The organism is Thalassospira sp. MCCC 1A02898 (genome assembly GCF_001618185.1).
Taxonomy (GTDB): domain Bacteria; phylum Pseudomonadota; class Alphaproteobacteria; order Rhodospirillales; family Thalassospiraceae; genus Thalassospira; species Thalassospira tepidiphila.
This window is the reverse complement of the sequence record NZ_LPXK01000013.1, coordinates 83,338-99,873: the sequence shown is the minus strand read 5'-3', so window position 1 is coordinate 99,873 and position 16,536 is coordinate 83,338. Positions and strand designations below refer to the sequence as shown.

Sequence of the window (16,536 nt, the reverse complement as noted above, 5' to 3'; positions counted from 1 at the left end):
CCGTAAAGACGCATATAAGCTTCGTCTCAAAGCTGATCATCCAGCTTTTACAGATAAATCATGAGCTTGCATCTTTGGGAGGTTGTAACCAATGAAACGTCGCCAATTTCTTTCCGGCGCTGCCGTAGCAGGTGCGACTGCTGCTGCCGCGTCAACTTTCGCCAAACCGGCAATTGCCCAGGACGTCCGCGAATGGCGGATGGTCACCACCTGGCCGAAAAACTTTCCGGGCCTTGGCACCGGCGCAAACCTTCTTGCTGAATACATCACCAAGGCATCCGAAGGTCGCCTGAAAGTTACCGTTTTTGGCGCAGGTGAAATTGTTCCGGCATTCGAAGCCATCGACGCTGTTGGCAACGGCACCGTCGAAATGGGCCACGGCGCGCCTTACTACTGGAAAGGCAAAGTCGACGCGACCCAATATATCGCAGCAATGCCGTTCGGTCTGAACGCACAGGAACAGAATGCATGGTTCCAGTGGGGTGGCGGTCAGGAACTGGCCGATAAGGTCTATGCGGAACTGAACTGTAAGTTCTTCCCGTCGGGCAACACCGGCACCCAGATGGGCGGCTGGTTCAACAAGGAAATGAACACCATTGACGACTATAAAGGTCTGAAAATGCGTATTCCGGGCCTTGGTGGCGAAGTTGTCAAAGCTGCTGGTGCCAACGTTGTGAACCTTCCGGGTGGTGAAATTCCGCCGGCACTTCAGTCGGGCGCGATTGACGCAACCGAATGGGTTGGTCCGTATAACGATCTGGCCTTTGGTCTCTATAAATCGGCCAAATACTACTACTATCCGGGCTGGCACGAGCCGGCGACCGTTCTCGACAACTTCATCAACCTGGATGCATGGAATGCACTCCCGGATGATCTGAAAGCCATTGTCGAGCAGGCAAACCGCGCTGTGAACCAGATGGTTCTGTCCGAATTCACCGCACGTAACGTTCAGGCACTCGACACCCTGCGTAACAAGCATGGCGTTGATGTTCGTCCGTTCTCTGACGACATTCTGACCGGCCTTGGCAAACTGTCGGGCGAAGTTCTGCGTGATCTGGTTTCGTCGAACCCGCTGTCACAGGAAGTCTTCGAAAGCCTTATCGCCTTCCGTACCCAGTCGATCGCATGGTCGAAATTCTCGGAAGCGGCATTCGCACAGGCACGTGTCCTGCCGTTCAAATACTAAGTTCTCCGAATTCGGAAAACGACAAAGGGCTGGCAAATGCCAGCCCTTTTTATTTGCCTGCTCCGATCTGATCAGCGCGGATCACAGACATAAAAAAAGGCACCCATCACGGGTGCCTTTTTCTTTGATGATATGTCGCTGTCGTTCTTAGAACAGAACGCTCGGAAGCCAGGTTGCCAACCACGGGAAGGCAGCCACAAGGCACAGGCCAAGCATCTGGATAACCACGAACGGAACAATCCCGCGATAGATATCCCACGTCTTGATCGCCGCCGGGGCCACACCGCGCAGATAGAACAGCGCAAAGCCGAATGGCGGTGTCAGGAAGCTGGTCTGAAGGTTGATTGCAATCATCACACCCAGCCAGACCGGATCGACATCAAGCTTAAGCAGGATCGGGCCAACAATCGGGATCACAACAAACACGATTTCGATGAAGTCGAGGAAGAAGCCCATGACGAACATCAGCAACATCACGACCAGCATCGCACTGAACACACCACCCGGAAGGTTGTGCAGCAGTTCTTCAACCAGATGATCACCACCCAGACCACGGAACACCAGCGAGAACACCGACGCCCCCAGCAGGATGACAAACACCATCGCGCTGACCTGAACCGTCTGGCGCACCACATGGCGCAGCACAGGCATATCAAGACGGCGATAGAACGCAGCCAGAATGGTCGCACCGACCGAGCCGAATGCCGCGGATTCCGTCGGCGTTGCAATCCCGGTCAGGATGGAGCCCAGAACCGCCACGATCAGCAATGCCGGTGGCAGCAATGCACGCAGCACTTCACCCCAAAGACCTGCCGGGCGTTTGCCTTCGACCAGTGCGGGTGCTGATTTCGGATCAATCAGGGATTTGATGATGATCCAGCCGATATAAAGCCCAACCAGCATAATTCCAGGAATGAAGGCACCGGCAAACAGATCCATCACCGAAATCGGTTCCGGTGCCCAGTTGCCCAGCGCACGCTGCGCTTCGGCATAGGCCCCCTGCAGGATATCACCCAGCAGAACCAGAACGATCGACGGCGGAATGATCTGACCCAGCGTACCCGATGCACAGATCACACCGGTCGACAGTTTCGGATCATAACCGGCTTTTTGCATCGCCGGCAGGCTGAGCAAGCCCATGGTCACAACCGTCGCACCGACAATACCGGTGGATGCAGCCAGCAACATACCGACGATCACGACCGAAATACCAAGGCCGCCACGCATGGTGCCAAACAGCATGCCCATGGTGGTCAGAAGTTTCTCGGCGATCCGTGCGCGTTCAAGCATCACGCCCATGAACACGAATAACGGGATCGCAACATAAAGCTCGTTGGTCATCACACCGAAATAGCGTGACGGCAAAGAGCCCAGAAGCGGCATATCGAATGTGCCCATGGCGTTGCCAATAAGCGCAAAAGCAAGACCGGTGCCTGCAAGTGAGAAAGCAACCGGAAAACCAAGAAGAAGCACACCGCAAGCTACGGCGAACATCACCAGGCTAAGAATTTCCCCCGTCATCAGACGCCCTCGTGCTCTTCTTCTTTGATTTCAAACTCTTTGTGACCGGTCAGGACCAGAACACTGCGCGCTGCCAAAGACAGCCCCTGCAGCAGCATCAGGACACCAAAGACCAAAATCACAGACTTATACAGGAACAGTCCCGGAAGCCCGCCGGTTTCATGCGATCCTTCCAGACGGTGCCAGCTCGTGACAACGTAAGGATAGCTGTACATCAGGATCATGATAACCACTGGCGCAAGCAGGAACAGGGAACCAAAAAGGTCTACCCATGCCTTGTAGCGCGCAGATGCCGGACGATAGAAAACGTCAACACGCACATGCCCCCCATGCAGCAGCGTGTAACCCGCGCCGACCATGAACATGATGCCGTAAAGCCACATATAGCTTTCCTGCATCGACACCCAGCCGACCGCAAAGCCATAACGCAACGTTGCCACCAAAAATGTGATCACCACCATGGGGATCACCAGCCAGGCTACTCCGCGTCCGATCCAGTCATTAAGACTGTCGACGGCGCGGACGAAATTTCCCAGAAACTTCACTTTTCACTCCCAAGCCCTTTTTTGAATCTCACAGGAAAATTGCGGGCTTCCTGTTAAACAGGTTGGGAAGTTACAGATTAACCACCGAAAACGCTATATCTTTTGCACCGAATTTCGGCCATTTCTGCCGGGAAATGCAACAAATCACAGGTAGTGCATCAATTTTCGTCATTCAGGCAAAGAAAAAGCCGGATGGCTTGGCACCACCCGGCTTTTATCAAGGCGTTTTAACACCCGTTATTCAAACTTGTTGGACCGCGGGAAGCCATTTGGCGGCAGGCGCCCTGCCCCGGCCCGTTTGCCAATCCATTCGGCCAATTCGGTGACTGTGCGGGTACGACCTTCGCTGCCACCCATCGTCCAGCTGAGACCTTCTTCAAGGTTAAACAAGATAAGGTCCGAAAGCCCGCCCTGACGGTATTTCTGCAGGATCACACCGCGGCCACGCGTCATTTCCGGAATTTCCGAAACCGGATAAATCAGCAATTTGCGATTATCGCCCAGAACGGCAACATGATCTTGCTCAACCGGCAGGAAGATTTTGGCAACTTCACCAGTTCCAAGGTTAAGCACCTGCTTGCCGTTTTTGGTCTGGGCAACCACTTCTTTCTCGGCAACCAGGAAGCCGCGTCCACCGGAACTTGCCACCAGAAGGTTTCGGCCTTCCTTGTGCACCACCATCGAAACAATGTCATGTTCCTGCGGCAGATCGATGGAAAGACGGATCGGCTCCCCATGACCACGCCCGCCCGGCAGTTTGTCACACGACATGGTGTAACAACGCCCGGCCGTCGACAGGATCAGAAGCTTGTCAGTGGTGAATGCCTTCAGCGCAAAGCGATGCTCGTCACCATCCTTGAACTTCAGGTCGCTGATATCAGCAACATGGCCCTTAAGCGCACGCACCCAGCCCATTTTCGAACAGATGACCGTAATCGGTTCACGTTCGATCAATGCTTCCAGCGGAACTTCGATTTCTTCCGGTGCATCGCCAATTTCGGTGCGGCGTTTGCCAATGGCAGTCTTCTTGCCAAAGTTTTCACGCATCACCTCGATCTCGTCGCGGATTTTCTCCCAACGCAGGCTCTCGCTGGCCAGAAGTGCTTCAAGGCCCTGCTTTTCTTCGGTCAGCTTGGCATGCTCGTTCTTGATTTCCATCTCTTCGAGCTTGCGCAACGACCGCAGACGCATGTTAAGGATCGCATCGGCCTGCACTTCGGTCAGGTCAAACGCCTTCATCAGGGCGTTTTTCGGCTCATCCTCAAAACGGATGATCCGGATCACTTCATCAAGGTTCAGATAGGCAACAAGATAGCCTTCCAACACCTCAAGGCGATGATTGATCTTGGCCAGCCGATGGTTGGAACGACGGATCAAAACGTCCTGACGATGTGCGAGGAATGCGCGCAGAACTTCGCGCAAGTTCATCACACGTGGCGTGTTGTCGCCATCCAGAACGTTCATGTTCAAACCAAACCGGATTTCCAGTTCGGTATTCTTGAACAGCATTTCCATCAAGTGTTCCGGCTCAACCGCACGGGTACGTGGTTCCAGAACCAGACGAATGATATCGGTCGACTCATCGCGCACATCATTCAAAAGCGGCAATTTCTTTGCCACCATCAGATCGGCGATACGTTCAACCAGCTTGGCTTTCTGAACCTGATAGGGAATTTCGGTAATCACGACCTGATAAAGACCGTGGCTAAGCTTTTCGACTTCCCATTTCGCACGCAGGCGGAATGATCCACGCCCGGTCGCATAGGCTTCCAGAATGTTTTCACGCGGCTCGACCAGAACACCACCGGTCGGGAAATCCGGACCCGGCACGCAACGCACAAGCTGCGCGATCGAGGTTTCCGGATCATCAATCAGTTTGATCAGTGCCGTGCAAAGCTCACCGGCATTATGCGGCGGAATGTTGGTCGCCATACCCACGGCAATACCCGAGGCCCCATTGGCCAAAAGGTTCGGGAAAGCAGCCGGCATCACAACCGGTTCTTTTTCCTCGCCGTCATAGGTCGGGCGAAAATCAACGGCATCTTCGTCAAGGCCATCCATCAACGCCGCGGCAACCGCTGTCATGCGGGCCTCGGTGTAACGCATGGCGGCTGCGTTATCGCCGTCAATGTTGCCGAAGTTGCCCTGACCATCAACAAGCGGATAACGAACCGCAAAATCCTGTGCCAGACGTACCAGCGCGTCATAGACCGACTGATCACCATGCGGGTGATATTTACCGATCACGTCACCGACAACACGCGCACATTTCTTGAACCCCTGTTCCGGGTTCAGTTTAAGCTGACGCATGGCGTAAAGAAGACGACGATGCACTGGCTTAAGGCCATCACGCACATCAGGCAGGGAACGCGACATGATTGTCGACATCGCATAGGCGAGATATCGTTCGCTCAGCGCGTCTGCAAGCCGGGTTTCCCGGATTTGTCCGGCACTGGCCGGATCGGAAGTCTTGGTGCTCATGAACGATTTTTCTTGTTGCTTGTCAAAATGGACATGTGCAAGTGCGTTCGAACCCGAACACCTTACGTTATTGGCAACATACTACGCCGGGCATGGTCTTGGTCAACATATGGCGCGCAAATTGCCTAATTTATTTTTCTGCTCCGATATCCGTGCGCCAGACATGGCTGACAAGCCGGTCGCGCGCAGCAACAGGTTTGATGCCTTTTGCCTCGAAAATATCGCGGTGAATGAAAAAACCGGTCAGTTTCAGACCATCGCGCAATTGTTCCAATAAAGACATTTCCTTGCGCGATTGAGACGCCCGACCAGAAGCAAGAAAGGCCGGCAACGGCAACATGCGGTCACGATACGCCTGCCCTGATGCCTCACCAACGGCACGCCCGCTTTTGGGGGATACAAAGGCAAGGTTTTCGGTCTCGTTGGTCGCGGCACATCGATCCAGTGCCAAGCCGTAACCGAGCTCTTCCAGTAACCCGACTTCCCAACGGATATAGGCAGGCAACCATTGCTCGGACTTAAGGGCCGACATCAACGCGACGGTTCCGCGATAAAGATCAGGATGGGCTTCGCGTTCCGGAAGCGTCGCATCAAGCATCGCACAGGCCGAACTCATCGCCATCAAGGGACCCGCATGCAACAAAAGGTCTGCGGCATGCGCGCCGGTCAGTTCACAGCGAAATTGCCCAAGATGTTCGGCCAACCGGGCGGACCACCCCACCCTGATTTCATTGCCGGGCTCAAGGGTGCCACGCATGGATTTGCTGGTAGCACCCCGCACCAGACCGGCATGGCGGCCATAATCACGGGTCAGGACAGAAAGGCGTACCGAATTTTCGCCCAGCTTGCGTGTCGAAAGAACGATACCGTCATCCCGCCAATCCATCAGCGTGCCTTAGAAAAAACCGCTGGGTACAATTAGGCGGGTGACAAGGAAGAAGAACCCGAGCAGGCAGGACGCAAGACTGAACAACGCCAGACCGAACACAACCTTGCGCAGGATCGGGCGGTTCGGGATTTCTTCGATGGCATCAGAAAGCGGATCAGATGAGTCATTGCGCATTAGGTCGGGCCTCCACCCGTCATGCGCCAGAACAGGCCCAGCACAAAGACGGCGATCGCAATCAGAAGTGCAATCAGGTTAAGTGGTTTGTGCAGGAACGATTTTTCACGTTGCACAGACGCACTGGAATTGCGGTTGCGGAACGGACGTCTGGCGACGCGCGCAACAATCATTGCGGCAGCAGCGCCAACAATGATCATGACAATTCCCCAGACGGATCCGATTTCCATTACTTACCCGGCAATTTGTGGTCACGCAGCATGGGACCAGGCAACGCGATCAGGCGTTGTGATCAAGACCCCACATGGCAAAGCGGTTGGGATCATCGCCCCAGTTTTCACGCACCTTCACGAACAGGAACAAATGTACCCGGCGTTCGAAAATGGCTTCAAGTTCCTTGCGGGCATCGCTGCCAAGCGCCTTGATACGTTTGCCACCCTTGCCAAGGATGATCGCCTTCTGGCCTTCACGCTCGACAAAGATGGTCTGTTCAAGCTTGACCGATCCATCCTTGCGCTCTTCCCAAAGCTCGGTCTCGACCGTTGCCGAATAAGGAAGTTCCTGCTGAAGCTGGTAATAAAGCTTTTCACGGGTAATTTCAGCCGCAAGCAGTCGCAGCGGCATATCCGAAACATCGTCTTCCGGGAACATCCACGGGCCATCGGGCATCTTGGCGGCAAGGAAATTCACCAGATCCTGCGTACCCGCACCCTTTTTGGCCGAAATCATGAAGACGTCGGTAAAGACTTCGTGGGCAAACAGGTCCTGGGACAGACGCAGAAGCTTTTCCTTGTCCGATACCTTGTCGACCTTGTTCAACGCCAGGATCGCCTTGCGGTTCTGTTCCTTAAGCGTCTTGATGATGGCCAGGTCTTCGTCCGTGATGCCGCTTCCGGCATCAATCACCAGAACAACAAGGTCCGCGTCATCTGCCCCATTCCAGGCGGCCTTGACCATCGCACGGTCAAGACGGCGTTTGGGTGCAAAGATGCCCGGCGTATCAATGAAAACAATCTGCGCGTCTTCGGTCATGACAATACCGCGCACGCGCGTTCGTGTCGTCTGGACCTTCGGCGAGACGATGGACACTTTCGTACCAACCAACTGGTTCAAAAGTGTCGATTTGCCGGCATTCGGCGCACCAACGAGGGCCACAAAGCCACAACGTTGCTGATAAGGTAATCTGTCTTCGGCCACCGGTGTGGGAACCTCATTCATCACTAAGTTTATCCAACATCAATTTTGCGGCGAGTTGTTCCGCTTCGCGTTTAGATTTGCCTTCGGCACTGACACTGTCACCGTCGCCGGTCGTCAGTTCGATGGTAAATAACGGCGCGTGGGCCGGGCCTTCACGCCCAACCATCTCGTATTTCGGTAACGGCTTGCCCCGCCCTTGCAGCCATTCCTGCAATTGCGTTTTGGCATCCTGTGGCGGCTTGTTGGCTTCATCCAAAAGCGGCGTCCACAGCTTTTCAATAAAACGCCGTGCCGGTTCAAGACCACCATCAAGATAGAGTGCGGCAATCACCGCCTCCATGCAATCAGATAAAATCGCCGGATTGGTATCCGCCCCTGCTGCACGTTCACCCTTGGCCATCTGGATGTGTTCACCCAGTTTGATCTGTTCTGCCACGCGCGCCAAAGTCTCGCGGCGCACCAGTGCGACAAACCGTTTGGCCATGGCACCTTCGCGCTCGCGCCCGAACCGGGTATAAAGCATCTCTGCCACGACAAGACCCAGCACACGGTCGCCAAGAAACTCAAGGCGTTCGTTGCCGCCGCTTAGCATATCCTTGCCCTTGGCGGCACTGCGATGGGTCAGTGCCACACGCAAAAGGTCGGGATCTGAAAAACCGTGATCAATCTCGGCGATCACCGGCAGGCCGTCGCTCATCAGTTAACCCCCTGAAACAGGCGATCAAATCGGATGCTGCCAAGGTCATAAACCGGCTTGGAGCTGTCCTTGGAATAGAACAGGAATTCTGCACGACCGACCAGGTTTTCAATCGGAACAAACCGGAAGCGCGACGGGAACGCACGGCTGTCTGCCGAATTGTCGCGGTTATCACCCATCATGAAGAAATGACCTTCGGGAACGGTGAAAGCTTCGGTGTTGTCGCTCGGTCCCTGATCGCCAAACATCTCAAGAATGCGATGCACACGGCCATTGGGCAGGGTTTCGATATATTGCGGCACTGCTGCCGATCGCCCGCCACCATCGGTCAGGATGTAATCCTCAATGCGCTCACGCTCGATCATCTTGTTGTTGATGTAAAGGCGGCCCTCTTTAACCTGAACGGTATCGCCCGGCAGGCCGATCACACGCTTGATATAATCCTGCGAGGTATCAGACGGCAGTTTGAAGACAACCACATCGCCACGTTCCGGCTCGCTTTCAAATACACGGCCCGGAATGATCGGCAGGCTGAACGGCATGCTGTGCTTCGAATACCCATAAGAGAATTTCGACACAAACAGGTAATCCCCTACCAGCAAGGTCGGGATCATCGAGCCAGACGGAATATTGAACGGTTCGAAAGCAAAGGTCCGAACCATAAGTGCAATGACAATGGCCCAGAAAACGGTCTTCAAGGTGTCGAGCAAACCACCCGTTTTCTTCTTATGCACAAGCTTTTCCATTCCGTGTTCAACCAATCAATTTTTGTCAATCTGCCGAAATCACAACGACCGCATTGGCCATCGGATATTCGTCCGTCAGGGTCACATACACAGAGGCAGTTTTCCCATCCGGGGTCAATTCTTCAAGTCGTGCTTGCGCACCTTCAATCAAAACCATATCGGGCTTGCCGCTGGGCTGATGTACCACACCCATGGTGTTATGATAAACACCGCGACGAAAACCTGTCCCAAGCGCCTTTGAACAGGCTTCCTTGGCGGCAAACGCCATTGCCAGCGACGAGGCAGTCCGGTGCGGCTTGCGTTTGGCACGCGCAATCTCGATATCGGTAAAGACACGCTTCATGAAACGCTCACCATGGCGTTCAAGAGCAGCCTCTATCCGACGGATATCGCATAAATCTGTGCCAATCCCAATGATCATTTACGCATAACCTGCCTGCGTGCGTGCTTCATCCATCAAACGGCGCATTTCGGCAATCGCCGCTTCAAGCCCGACAAACACCGCCTCACCAATCAGGAAATGCCCGATATTAAGCTCGGCAATTTCCGGCATGGCGGCAATCGGCTTGACGGATTCGAAATTCAAACCGTGACCTGCATGAATTTCAAGTCCGATCCCTGCCCCATATTGCACAGCATGGCGGATACGGTCCAGTTCGCGGGAGCGTTCTTCGTCGGTCTTCGCATCGCAATAGGCCCCGGTATGGATTTCCACCACCGGAGCACCAAGGCTTTTGGCGGCATCAAGCTGTGCTTCGGATGCCTCGATAAACAGTGAAACGCGAATGCCGGCATCACCCAGATCCGAGACAAAACGTTTCAGATGATTATGCCCACCGGCAACATCCAGCCCGCCTTCGGTGGTGCGTTCTTCGCGTTTTTCCGGCACCAGGCAAACCGCGTGCGGCTTGGTCTGAATTGCGATGGCCAGCATTTCATCGGTTGCCGCCATCTCGAAATTCAGCGGCAAATCAACTTCTTCGCGCAGGCGCTGCATATCCGCATCACGGATATGGCGACGGTCTTCGCGCAAATGTGCAGTGATTCCATCCGCACCAGCCGCCTTTGCAAGGGCCGCTGCCCGCACCGGGTCGGGCAAATCGCCGCCGCGGGCGTTTCGAATGGTCGCAACATGGTCAATATTGACCCCGAGGCGCAGCTTCGCATTCATGATGTTTCATCCTGCTTTTTGGTGGCGTGCTTTGCGGCGGTTCCGATCTTTTCCTTGGCACTTTCAAGCATCGGGCCAAGGCCATGACGATCCGTCTTTTTCATCCGTCGCAAGATGCGGTTATGGCGATAAATCACAACCGCACGGCGGATCGGGAAGTAAAACAGTATCCAGATAACAATCGTTGTCGGAATACAGCCAACCACCATCGGCCAGATGATATCAACAATGCTGGCCCAAAGTTGCCCCAGCGCCTGCTGATCGCTGACATCCCAATTACCGAAAATAAGCCCGCCGCCGACATAGTTCAGCCCTAGGACAACAAATTCCCACAGCACGGCCATATCGAAATGCACCGTCGAACTTGCCGAATGCGCGCCAAGGATCCAGTTGCCGCAGGTATAAAGCCACAACCAGATAAACGGAAACGTCCAGGGATTGCCAACCACCGTCCCCAACAGGGATGCCACCACGTTACTGCGCGTCAAAAGGCTCAGCAGTGTCGAGATAACAAAGTGGAACCCGATAAACGGCGTGAAAGACACCGCCGCCCCGATCGCAAAACCCGATGCGATGCTATAGGGCGATCCGGGCAAACGGGCGACACGATGGGCAAAATACTGCGACGAACGACGCCATCCGCCGCGCGGCCATACCACGTTGCGTACACGCTGAAAGGATGAAGGTTTGCTGCGGCGCCGAAACATGCGGGGTCAGTTCTGGATCTAATCACGTAATGCTGTAAAATCTTGAAGCATATGCGTAAGTGCTGACTGCGCGATTGGCAAGGCTTTTGCGCCAAATTCGCCTAAAAGGTGAAGGCGTTTACAGTTCGCCGTCACCCGCGCGCGCGTTCAACGGCATTGACCACCGGTGTGGCACGCAATGCGGCAATGATATTGGTCAGGTGTTTGACATCGACAACATCGATATCAATCAGCATTTCAAAGAAGTCTGTCGTGCGATTGGTAAAGCGCAGATTGGTGATGTTGCCATGGTTCTTGGCAATCACACTGGTGATTGAACTAAGCGCCCCCTGCTCATGCCCCACGGTCAATCCAAGGCGGCCGATGAAGTGTTCCGGTTCGCCCTCATTATCCCACCCGACATCAAGCCAGCGTTCCGGCTGCTCGGTAAAGGTTTCCAGCGTATCGCAATCAATCGTATGGATCGTCACACCCTTGCCGGTTGTAACAATCCCGACAATCCGGTCCCCCGGCAAAGGATGACAACAGCCGGCATAATGCACGGCCATACCCGGAATAAGGCCCTTGATCGGGATGGCGTGATCATGTTTGCGGGCGCGCACCTTATCCAGCGGCACAACCTTGCGCGCCGTTTCCTTGTCCTTGGTGCCCGGGAACACGGCATGAACAACTTCACGCCCGGTATGATGCCCGGCCCCGACAAGGGTCAAAAGCGCATCAACCGACGGCTGCTTGAAGATTTTAAGAACCCCTTCAAGCGCCTTGTCGGAATAGTCATAGCCTTCCTGACGGAATGCCTTTTGCAAGATCGCCTTGCCAAGATCCTTGTACTGGTCTTCCTGCTGCTGGCGGATAAAGCGGCGAATTCGTGCCCGCGCCTTGCCGGTAACAACAAACCGTTCCCAAGTCGGATTCGGCGTTTGCGCCTTGGAGGTGACAATCTCGACCTGATCACCGTTATTGAGCACCGTGCGCAACGGCACCATCGCCCCATTGACCTTGGCCCCGACACAGGTATCCCCTATGTGGGTATGGATCATATAGGCGAAATCGACCGGGGTTGCGCGGGCAGGAAGGGCGATCACATCGCCCTTCGGGCTAAAGCAGAACACCTGATCCTGGAACATCGCAAGCTTGGTATGCTCAAGGAATTCTTCCGGTTCGGACGCATGTTCCAGAATATCAAGAAGGTCACGCAGCCAACGATACTGCACCCCTTCCTTCTGCTGTCCGGTCGGTGCTTCCTGTTTATAGGCCCAGTGCGCGGCCACACCGTTTTCGTTGACCTCATGCATCTGGCGGGTGCGGATCTGCACCTCGATCCGGTGGTTTTCCGGGCCGAGCACCGTGGTATGGATCGAACGATATCCGTTGGGTTTGGGCGTCGAGATATAATCCTTGAACCGGCCCGGAACCACTTTGTAATTGGCGTGCAGATAGCCCAGCACTTCATAGCAATTGGGCATGTCATCGACGAGCACGCGAAACGCCATGATGTCAGACAGCTCACCAAAGGTGATGTTCTTGCGCTGCATCTTCTGCCAGATCGAATAGGGCCGCTTTTCGCGCCCGTAAATGTCGACCTTAAGCCCCTGACGCGAAATGACTTCGGTCAGTTCGGAAACAATCCGGCTGACGACGTTGTCGTCCTTCTCACGCAGGAATTCCAGACGGGCAAGGATCGAATCACGTGCTTCGGGATTGATATGCTGGAAGGCCAGATCTTCAAGCTCTTCCTTGATGTCATGCATACCGATGCGCTCGGCAAGCGGGGCATAAATCTCAAGCGTTTCAGCAGCGATCCGCACGCGCTTTTCCGGCTTGGAGATATAATGCAACGTCCGCATGTTGTGCAGTCGGTCGGCCAGCTTGACCAGCAACACACGAATGTCTTCGGACATCGCCAAAAGCAGCTTGCGGAAGTTTTCCGCCTGCTTGGAATCAGCGGACTTCAGCTCGATCTGGGTCAGCTTGGTCACACCATCGACCAGCTTCATGATGTTGGTCCCGAAAAGCTTGGTGATCTCTTCGGGCGTCGCATCGGTATCTTCGATGGTGTCGTGCAGAAGGGCCGTGATGATCGTGTCGCAATCAAGCTTGTAATTGGTCAGAATGCCTGCGACTTCAATCGGATGGGAAAAATACGGGTCACCGGATGCGCGCTTTTGCGAACCGTGTTTCTGGGTCGCATAGACATAGGCCCGGTTCAGCGTGGTTTCGCACGCATCGGGGTCGTATGCCTTAACCCGTTCAACAAGTTCGTATTGCCGCATCATTCAGGGGCGTCTCCGCAGTTTCTAGGGTCCAAACTCATTCACATAATCGCTCCGGTCTCCCGGATTTGTGCGGATACGCGAAGCAAAACTGCAGAAAGATATACATCTTTCAAGGTTTTGCGACAAAGTAACCCGTGCAAATCCGGGAGATCCGAAGGACAACTGATATGAGAGAAAGCCTCTGCGTCAAATCCCTTGATCGGGGATCACCCCGTTCTGCGGGCTTTTCCTAGCTTTTTCTCTCATATCAGTTGCCGGATCGGTCATGTGAATGAGTTTCGACCCTAAGGGGATATAATCCATCCCCTTTCATAAGATAGTACGATCTGGACAAAAAAAAGCCACGGAAGATAAACACCGTGGCTCTTCTTTTGGAAAGGTTCAGATCAAAACCAGTCTGACCTTATTCTTCTTCCGACGGAGCAACAACGCCAGCGGAAGCTTCTTCAACAGCTTCAGCAACCAGTTTCGGACCGAAATCGTCTTCGGTTTCTTCCGGCTCATCGGCTTCAACATGCCGCTGCAGACCCTGCACCATGCCATTGCGCAGATCGTCAAAATCAACCGTTACTTCGGCGATTTCACGCAGCGCAACAACCGGGTTCTTGTCGTTGTCACGATCAATGGTCAGTTCTGCACCGGCCGAGATGTTGCGTGCACGCTGAGCTGCAAGCATTACAAGCTCAAAGCGGTTCGGAATCTTGTCAACGCAATCTTCGACGGTAACGCGCGCCATAAATGTCTCCAGAAATACTTTTGGGGTGTCCAGACCGAGCTTTATAGCCTCGGATCACGTGTGTTGCAACAGCGAAACCACTCTTTCGATCAGGTTTTCGCATGCTTTATCAGCCATTCGTTTGTTTGCGAATCTGCTGATCGGCTGGCAGATCCGAAATCAGATCGTCTACTGTGCGGTTCAAAACCGGGTGAACCCAGTCGGCAACCACATCCCGCAAGGGCAGCAAGACAAACGCCCGCTCCGCCATCCGTGGGTGCGGCACCTGAATGCCGCCCTCCTCGCGCACCAGTTCCTGGCCATAGGCAATCAGGTCAAGGTCAATGACGCGCGCGGCATTGCGTTCCCGCCGGACACGCCCGAATTCGGCCTCAACTTCGTGCAAACGTTCAAGCAGATCGTGCGCAGACAGTTCCGTCGAAATGCGTGCAACACCGTTAACGTACCAGGGCTGATCAGAAATCGGCACCGGTGCGGTTTCATAAAACGATGATACCTGATCGATCGAAATGTCGCCATTTTCGGCCAATCGACGCAGTGCGGCTTTCAATGTTTGTGCAGGCGCACCATATTCTTCGGTAGGCAAATTTGCACCGAAAGCAATCAGGATAGCGTCATCCGCGATCATGCTGGTGTCTGACGGTGAAGAATTGCGCACAAAGAAGACCTTCGGTTCGGTGATTGGGCGTATGACAAGGTTCGGAAAGACGGCATATCTAAGGGAGCCACCCTGCTCTGTCCACGATATTTTCGCCTTTCTTTGTCCCGGCGCCCACGGTAAACATGAAAGGTCTGTATTTGAAAGTTCCGTATTTTAGGAACTGCATAATTAAATTTGATGTTTGAGGAATTTAACGATGATTTTTTACCCGCAAGAACGCATCGGGTTATTTATCGACGGCTCCAATCTTTATGCCGCTGCCCGTGCCCTTGGTTTTGACATTGATTACAAACGTCTTTTGGATCTTTTTGCCCAGAAAGGTCAGCTGATCCGGGCCTTCTACTACACCGCCCTGATTGAAGATCAGGAATATTCCCCGATCCGCCCGCTTGTCGATTGGCTGGACTATAACGGCTACACCATGGTCACCAAACCGACCAAGGAATTTACCGATGCCGCCGGTCGCCGCAAGATCAAGGGCAACATGGATATCGAGTTGGCAATTGACGTCATGGAAATGGCGCAGCACCTTGATCATGTTGTTATTTTCTCGGGCGATGGTGATTTCCGCCGTCTGGTTGACGCCGTGCAGCGCAAAGGTGTGCGCGTCACTGTTGTTTCGACCGTCAAATCAAACCCGCCGATGGTTGCCGACGAATTGCGCCGTCAGGCCGATAACTTTATCGAACTGACCGCCCTTGAAGGCACGATTGCGCGCAAGGTTCAGCAACGCCGCGACGACGATCACCCCGATATCGACGATCATCCTGAACATCCCGATCTCGAAGAATTCGATTACGATTGATCGCGACACCGCGTCGCCCGTCACCCTGCCCTGATCACCACCGGTTACAGCCCGCACTGTAACCGGCAAAACGTCAGACTTGCCATGACCGCCTATCAGCAACCCGATATCGATTGTCAGCTTTGCCCGCGCCTTGTTGAATTCCGCCGCAAGAATCAGGAAAAATTTCCCGAATTCTACAACGGGCCGGTGCGTCCGTTCGGGCCGCTTGATGCGCGTCTTCTGATTGTCGGCCTTGCCCCCGGGCTTAAGGGGGCTAATGCCACTGGTCGCCCTTTCACCGGCGATTACGCTGGTGATCTTTTGTACGACACGCTTAAAAAATTCGGTTTTGCAAAGGGCACTTATGACAAACGCCCGGATGACGGCCTTGAACTGCTTGATTGCCGCATCACCAATGCGGTGAAATGCGTGCCCCCGGAAAACAAACCCACCGGGCCAGAGGCCAATACCTGCCGCCCGTTCCTGATTAGCGAATTTGACGCCATGAAGAACCTGTCGGCCATTCTTTGCCTTGGACAGGTAGCCCATCAGGCGATGCTACGCACCTTCGGGCTCAAGCTTTCATCGCTGAAATTTGGCCATGGCGCATCGCATAAAATGGAAAATGGCATCACATTGTTTGATAGCTATCACTGTTCGCGCTACAACACCCAGACCTATCGCCTGACGCCAGAGATGTTTGAAAACGTCTTTGCCGGAATTCGTGCACATCTGGACGGTTAATTTGCCCGATACATTGCC

Annotated in this window: 18 protein-coding genes; 3 read left to right on the top strand and 15 right to left on the bottom strand. The window is 54.2% G+C overall.

Annotation, left to right across the window (positions count from 1 at the left end):
* Nucleotides 1-91: 91 nt before the first annotated feature.
* Nucleotides 92-1,186: a TRAP transporter substrate-binding protein gene (locus AUQ41_RS17095; RefSeq protein WP_008891137.1), complete on the top strand. Its 1,095-nt coding sequence runs from the start codon at nt 92-94 to the stop codon at nt 1,184-1,186.
* 147 nt (nt 1,187-1,333) lie between these two features.
* On the opposite strand, the gene AUQ41_RS17090 is transcribed toward AUQ41_RS17095, so the two are convergent.
* The 15 genes from AUQ41_RS17090 to folK form a co-directional block, all read right to left on the bottom strand.
* Complete coding sequence (locus AUQ41_RS17090; RefSeq protein ID WP_063089433.1) at nt 1,334-2,707, bottom strand: TRAP transporter large permease subunit; 1,374 nt, start codon at nt 2,705-2,707, stop codon at nt 1,334-1,336.
* Entirely contained in the window at nt 2,707-3,252 is a 546-nt protein-coding gene (locus tag AUQ41_RS17085) for a TRAP transporter small permease subunit (protein ID WP_063089431.1), read from the bottom strand. Before AUQ41_RS17085 ends, AUQ41_RS17090 begins: the two co-directional genes overlap by 1 nt.
* Before the next feature lie 237 nt (nt 3,253-3,489).
* Nucleotides 3,490-5,733, bottom strand: coding sequence for a DNA topoisomerase IV subunit A (gene parC, locus AUQ41_RS17080; RefSeq protein ID WP_063089430.1), 2,244 nt, complete (start codon nt 5,731-5,733; stop codon nt 3,490-3,492).
* 130 nt (nt 5,734-5,863) lie between these two features.
* The gene (gene recO / locus AUQ41_RS17075; RefSeq protein WP_063089428.1) at nt 5,864-6,619 is read right to left on the bottom strand and encodes a DNA repair protein RecO; all 756 of its coding nucleotides are present in this window, start codon (nt 6,617-6,619) and stop codon (nt 5,864-5,866) included.
* 9 nt (nt 6,620-6,628) lie between these two features.
* On the bottom strand, nt 6,629-6,796 hold the full coding sequence (locus AUQ41_RS20770) for a hypothetical protein (RefSeq protein ID WP_156518943.1): 168 nt from the start codon (nt 6,794-6,796) through the stop codon (nt 6,629-6,631).
* Nucleotides 6,796-7,026: a hypothetical protein gene (locus tag AUQ41_RS17070; protein ID WP_008891142.1), complete on the bottom strand. Its 231-nt coding sequence runs from the start codon at nt 7,024-7,026 to the stop codon at nt 6,796-6,798. The genes AUQ41_RS20770 and AUQ41_RS17070 overlap by 1 nt, the downstream gene beginning before the upstream one ends.
* 49 nt (nt 7,027-7,075) lie before the next feature.
* Nucleotides 7,076-8,014, bottom strand: a complete 939-nt coding sequence (gene era, locus AUQ41_RS17065; RefSeq protein WP_008891143.1) for a GTPase Era — start codon at nt 8,012-8,014, stop codon at nt 7,076-7,078.
* Nucleotides 8,007-8,690: a ribonuclease III gene (rnc, locus tag AUQ41_RS17060; protein WP_008891144.1), complete on the bottom strand. Its 684-nt coding sequence runs from the start codon at nt 8,688-8,690 to the stop codon at nt 8,007-8,009. The genes era and rnc overlap by 8 nt, the downstream gene beginning before the upstream one ends.
* Nucleotides 8,690-9,436 (bottom strand): signal peptidase I, encoded by a 747-nt coding sequence (gene lepB / locus AUQ41_RS17055; protein ID WP_063089427.1) that lies wholly within the window; start codon nt 9,434-9,436, stop codon nt 8,690-8,692. Before lepB ends, rnc begins: the two co-directional genes overlap by 1 nt.
* Before the next feature lie 25 nt (nt 9,437-9,461).
* On the bottom strand, nt 9,462-9,857 hold the full coding sequence (gene acpS / locus AUQ41_RS17050; RefSeq protein ID WP_063089425.1) for a holo-ACP synthase: 396 nt from the start codon (nt 9,855-9,857) through the stop codon (nt 9,462-9,464).
* On the bottom strand, nt 9,858-10,607 hold the full coding sequence (locus AUQ41_RS17045; protein WP_063089424.1) for a pyridoxine 5'-phosphate synthase: 750 nt from the start codon (nt 10,605-10,607) through the stop codon (nt 9,858-9,860).
* Nucleotides 10,604-11,266, bottom strand: a complete 663-nt coding sequence (locus AUQ41_RS17040; RefSeq protein WP_232308435.1) for a DUF2062 domain-containing protein — start codon at nt 11,264-11,266, stop codon at nt 10,604-10,606. The genes AUQ41_RS17045 and AUQ41_RS17040 overlap by 4 nt, the downstream gene beginning before the upstream one ends.
* Before the next feature lie 179 nt (nt 11,267-11,445).
* Nucleotides 11,446-13,590 (bottom strand): bifunctional (p)ppGpp synthetase/guanosine-3',5'-bis(diphosphate) 3'-pyrophosphohydrolase, encoded by a 2,145-nt coding sequence (locus tag AUQ41_RS17035; RefSeq protein ID WP_063089421.1) that lies wholly within the window; start codon nt 13,588-13,590, stop codon nt 11,446-11,448.
* 403 nt (nt 13,591-13,993) lie between these two features.
* Nucleotides 13,994-14,326, bottom strand: a complete 333-nt coding sequence (rpoZ, locus tag AUQ41_RS17030) for a DNA-directed RNA polymerase subunit omega (protein ID WP_008891150.1) — start codon at nt 14,324-14,326, stop codon at nt 13,994-13,996.
* A gap of 109 nt (nt 14,327-14,435) precedes the next feature.
* Nucleotides 14,436-14,984 (bottom strand): 2-amino-4-hydroxy-6-hydroxymethyldihydropteridine diphosphokinase, encoded by a 549-nt coding sequence (folK, locus tag AUQ41_RS17025; RefSeq protein ID WP_083952782.1) that lies wholly within the window; start codon nt 14,982-14,984, stop codon nt 14,436-14,438.
* 199 nt (nt 14,985-15,183) lie between these two features.
* On the opposite strand from folK, the gene AUQ41_RS17020 reads away from it, so the two are divergent.
* Together AUQ41_RS17020 and AUQ41_RS17015 are read left to right on the top strand one after the other, a co-directional pair.
* Entirely contained in the window at nt 15,184-15,792 is a 609-nt protein-coding gene (locus tag AUQ41_RS17020) for an NYN domain-containing protein (protein WP_008891152.1), read from the top strand.
* Nucleotides 15,793-15,876: 84 nt separating this feature from the next.
* Nucleotides 15,877-16,518 (top strand): uracil-DNA glycosylase, encoded by a 642-nt coding sequence (locus AUQ41_RS17015; RefSeq protein ID WP_008891153.1) that lies wholly within the window; start codon nt 15,877-15,879, stop codon nt 16,516-16,518.
* Nucleotides 16,519-16,536 lie beyond the last annotated feature (18 nt).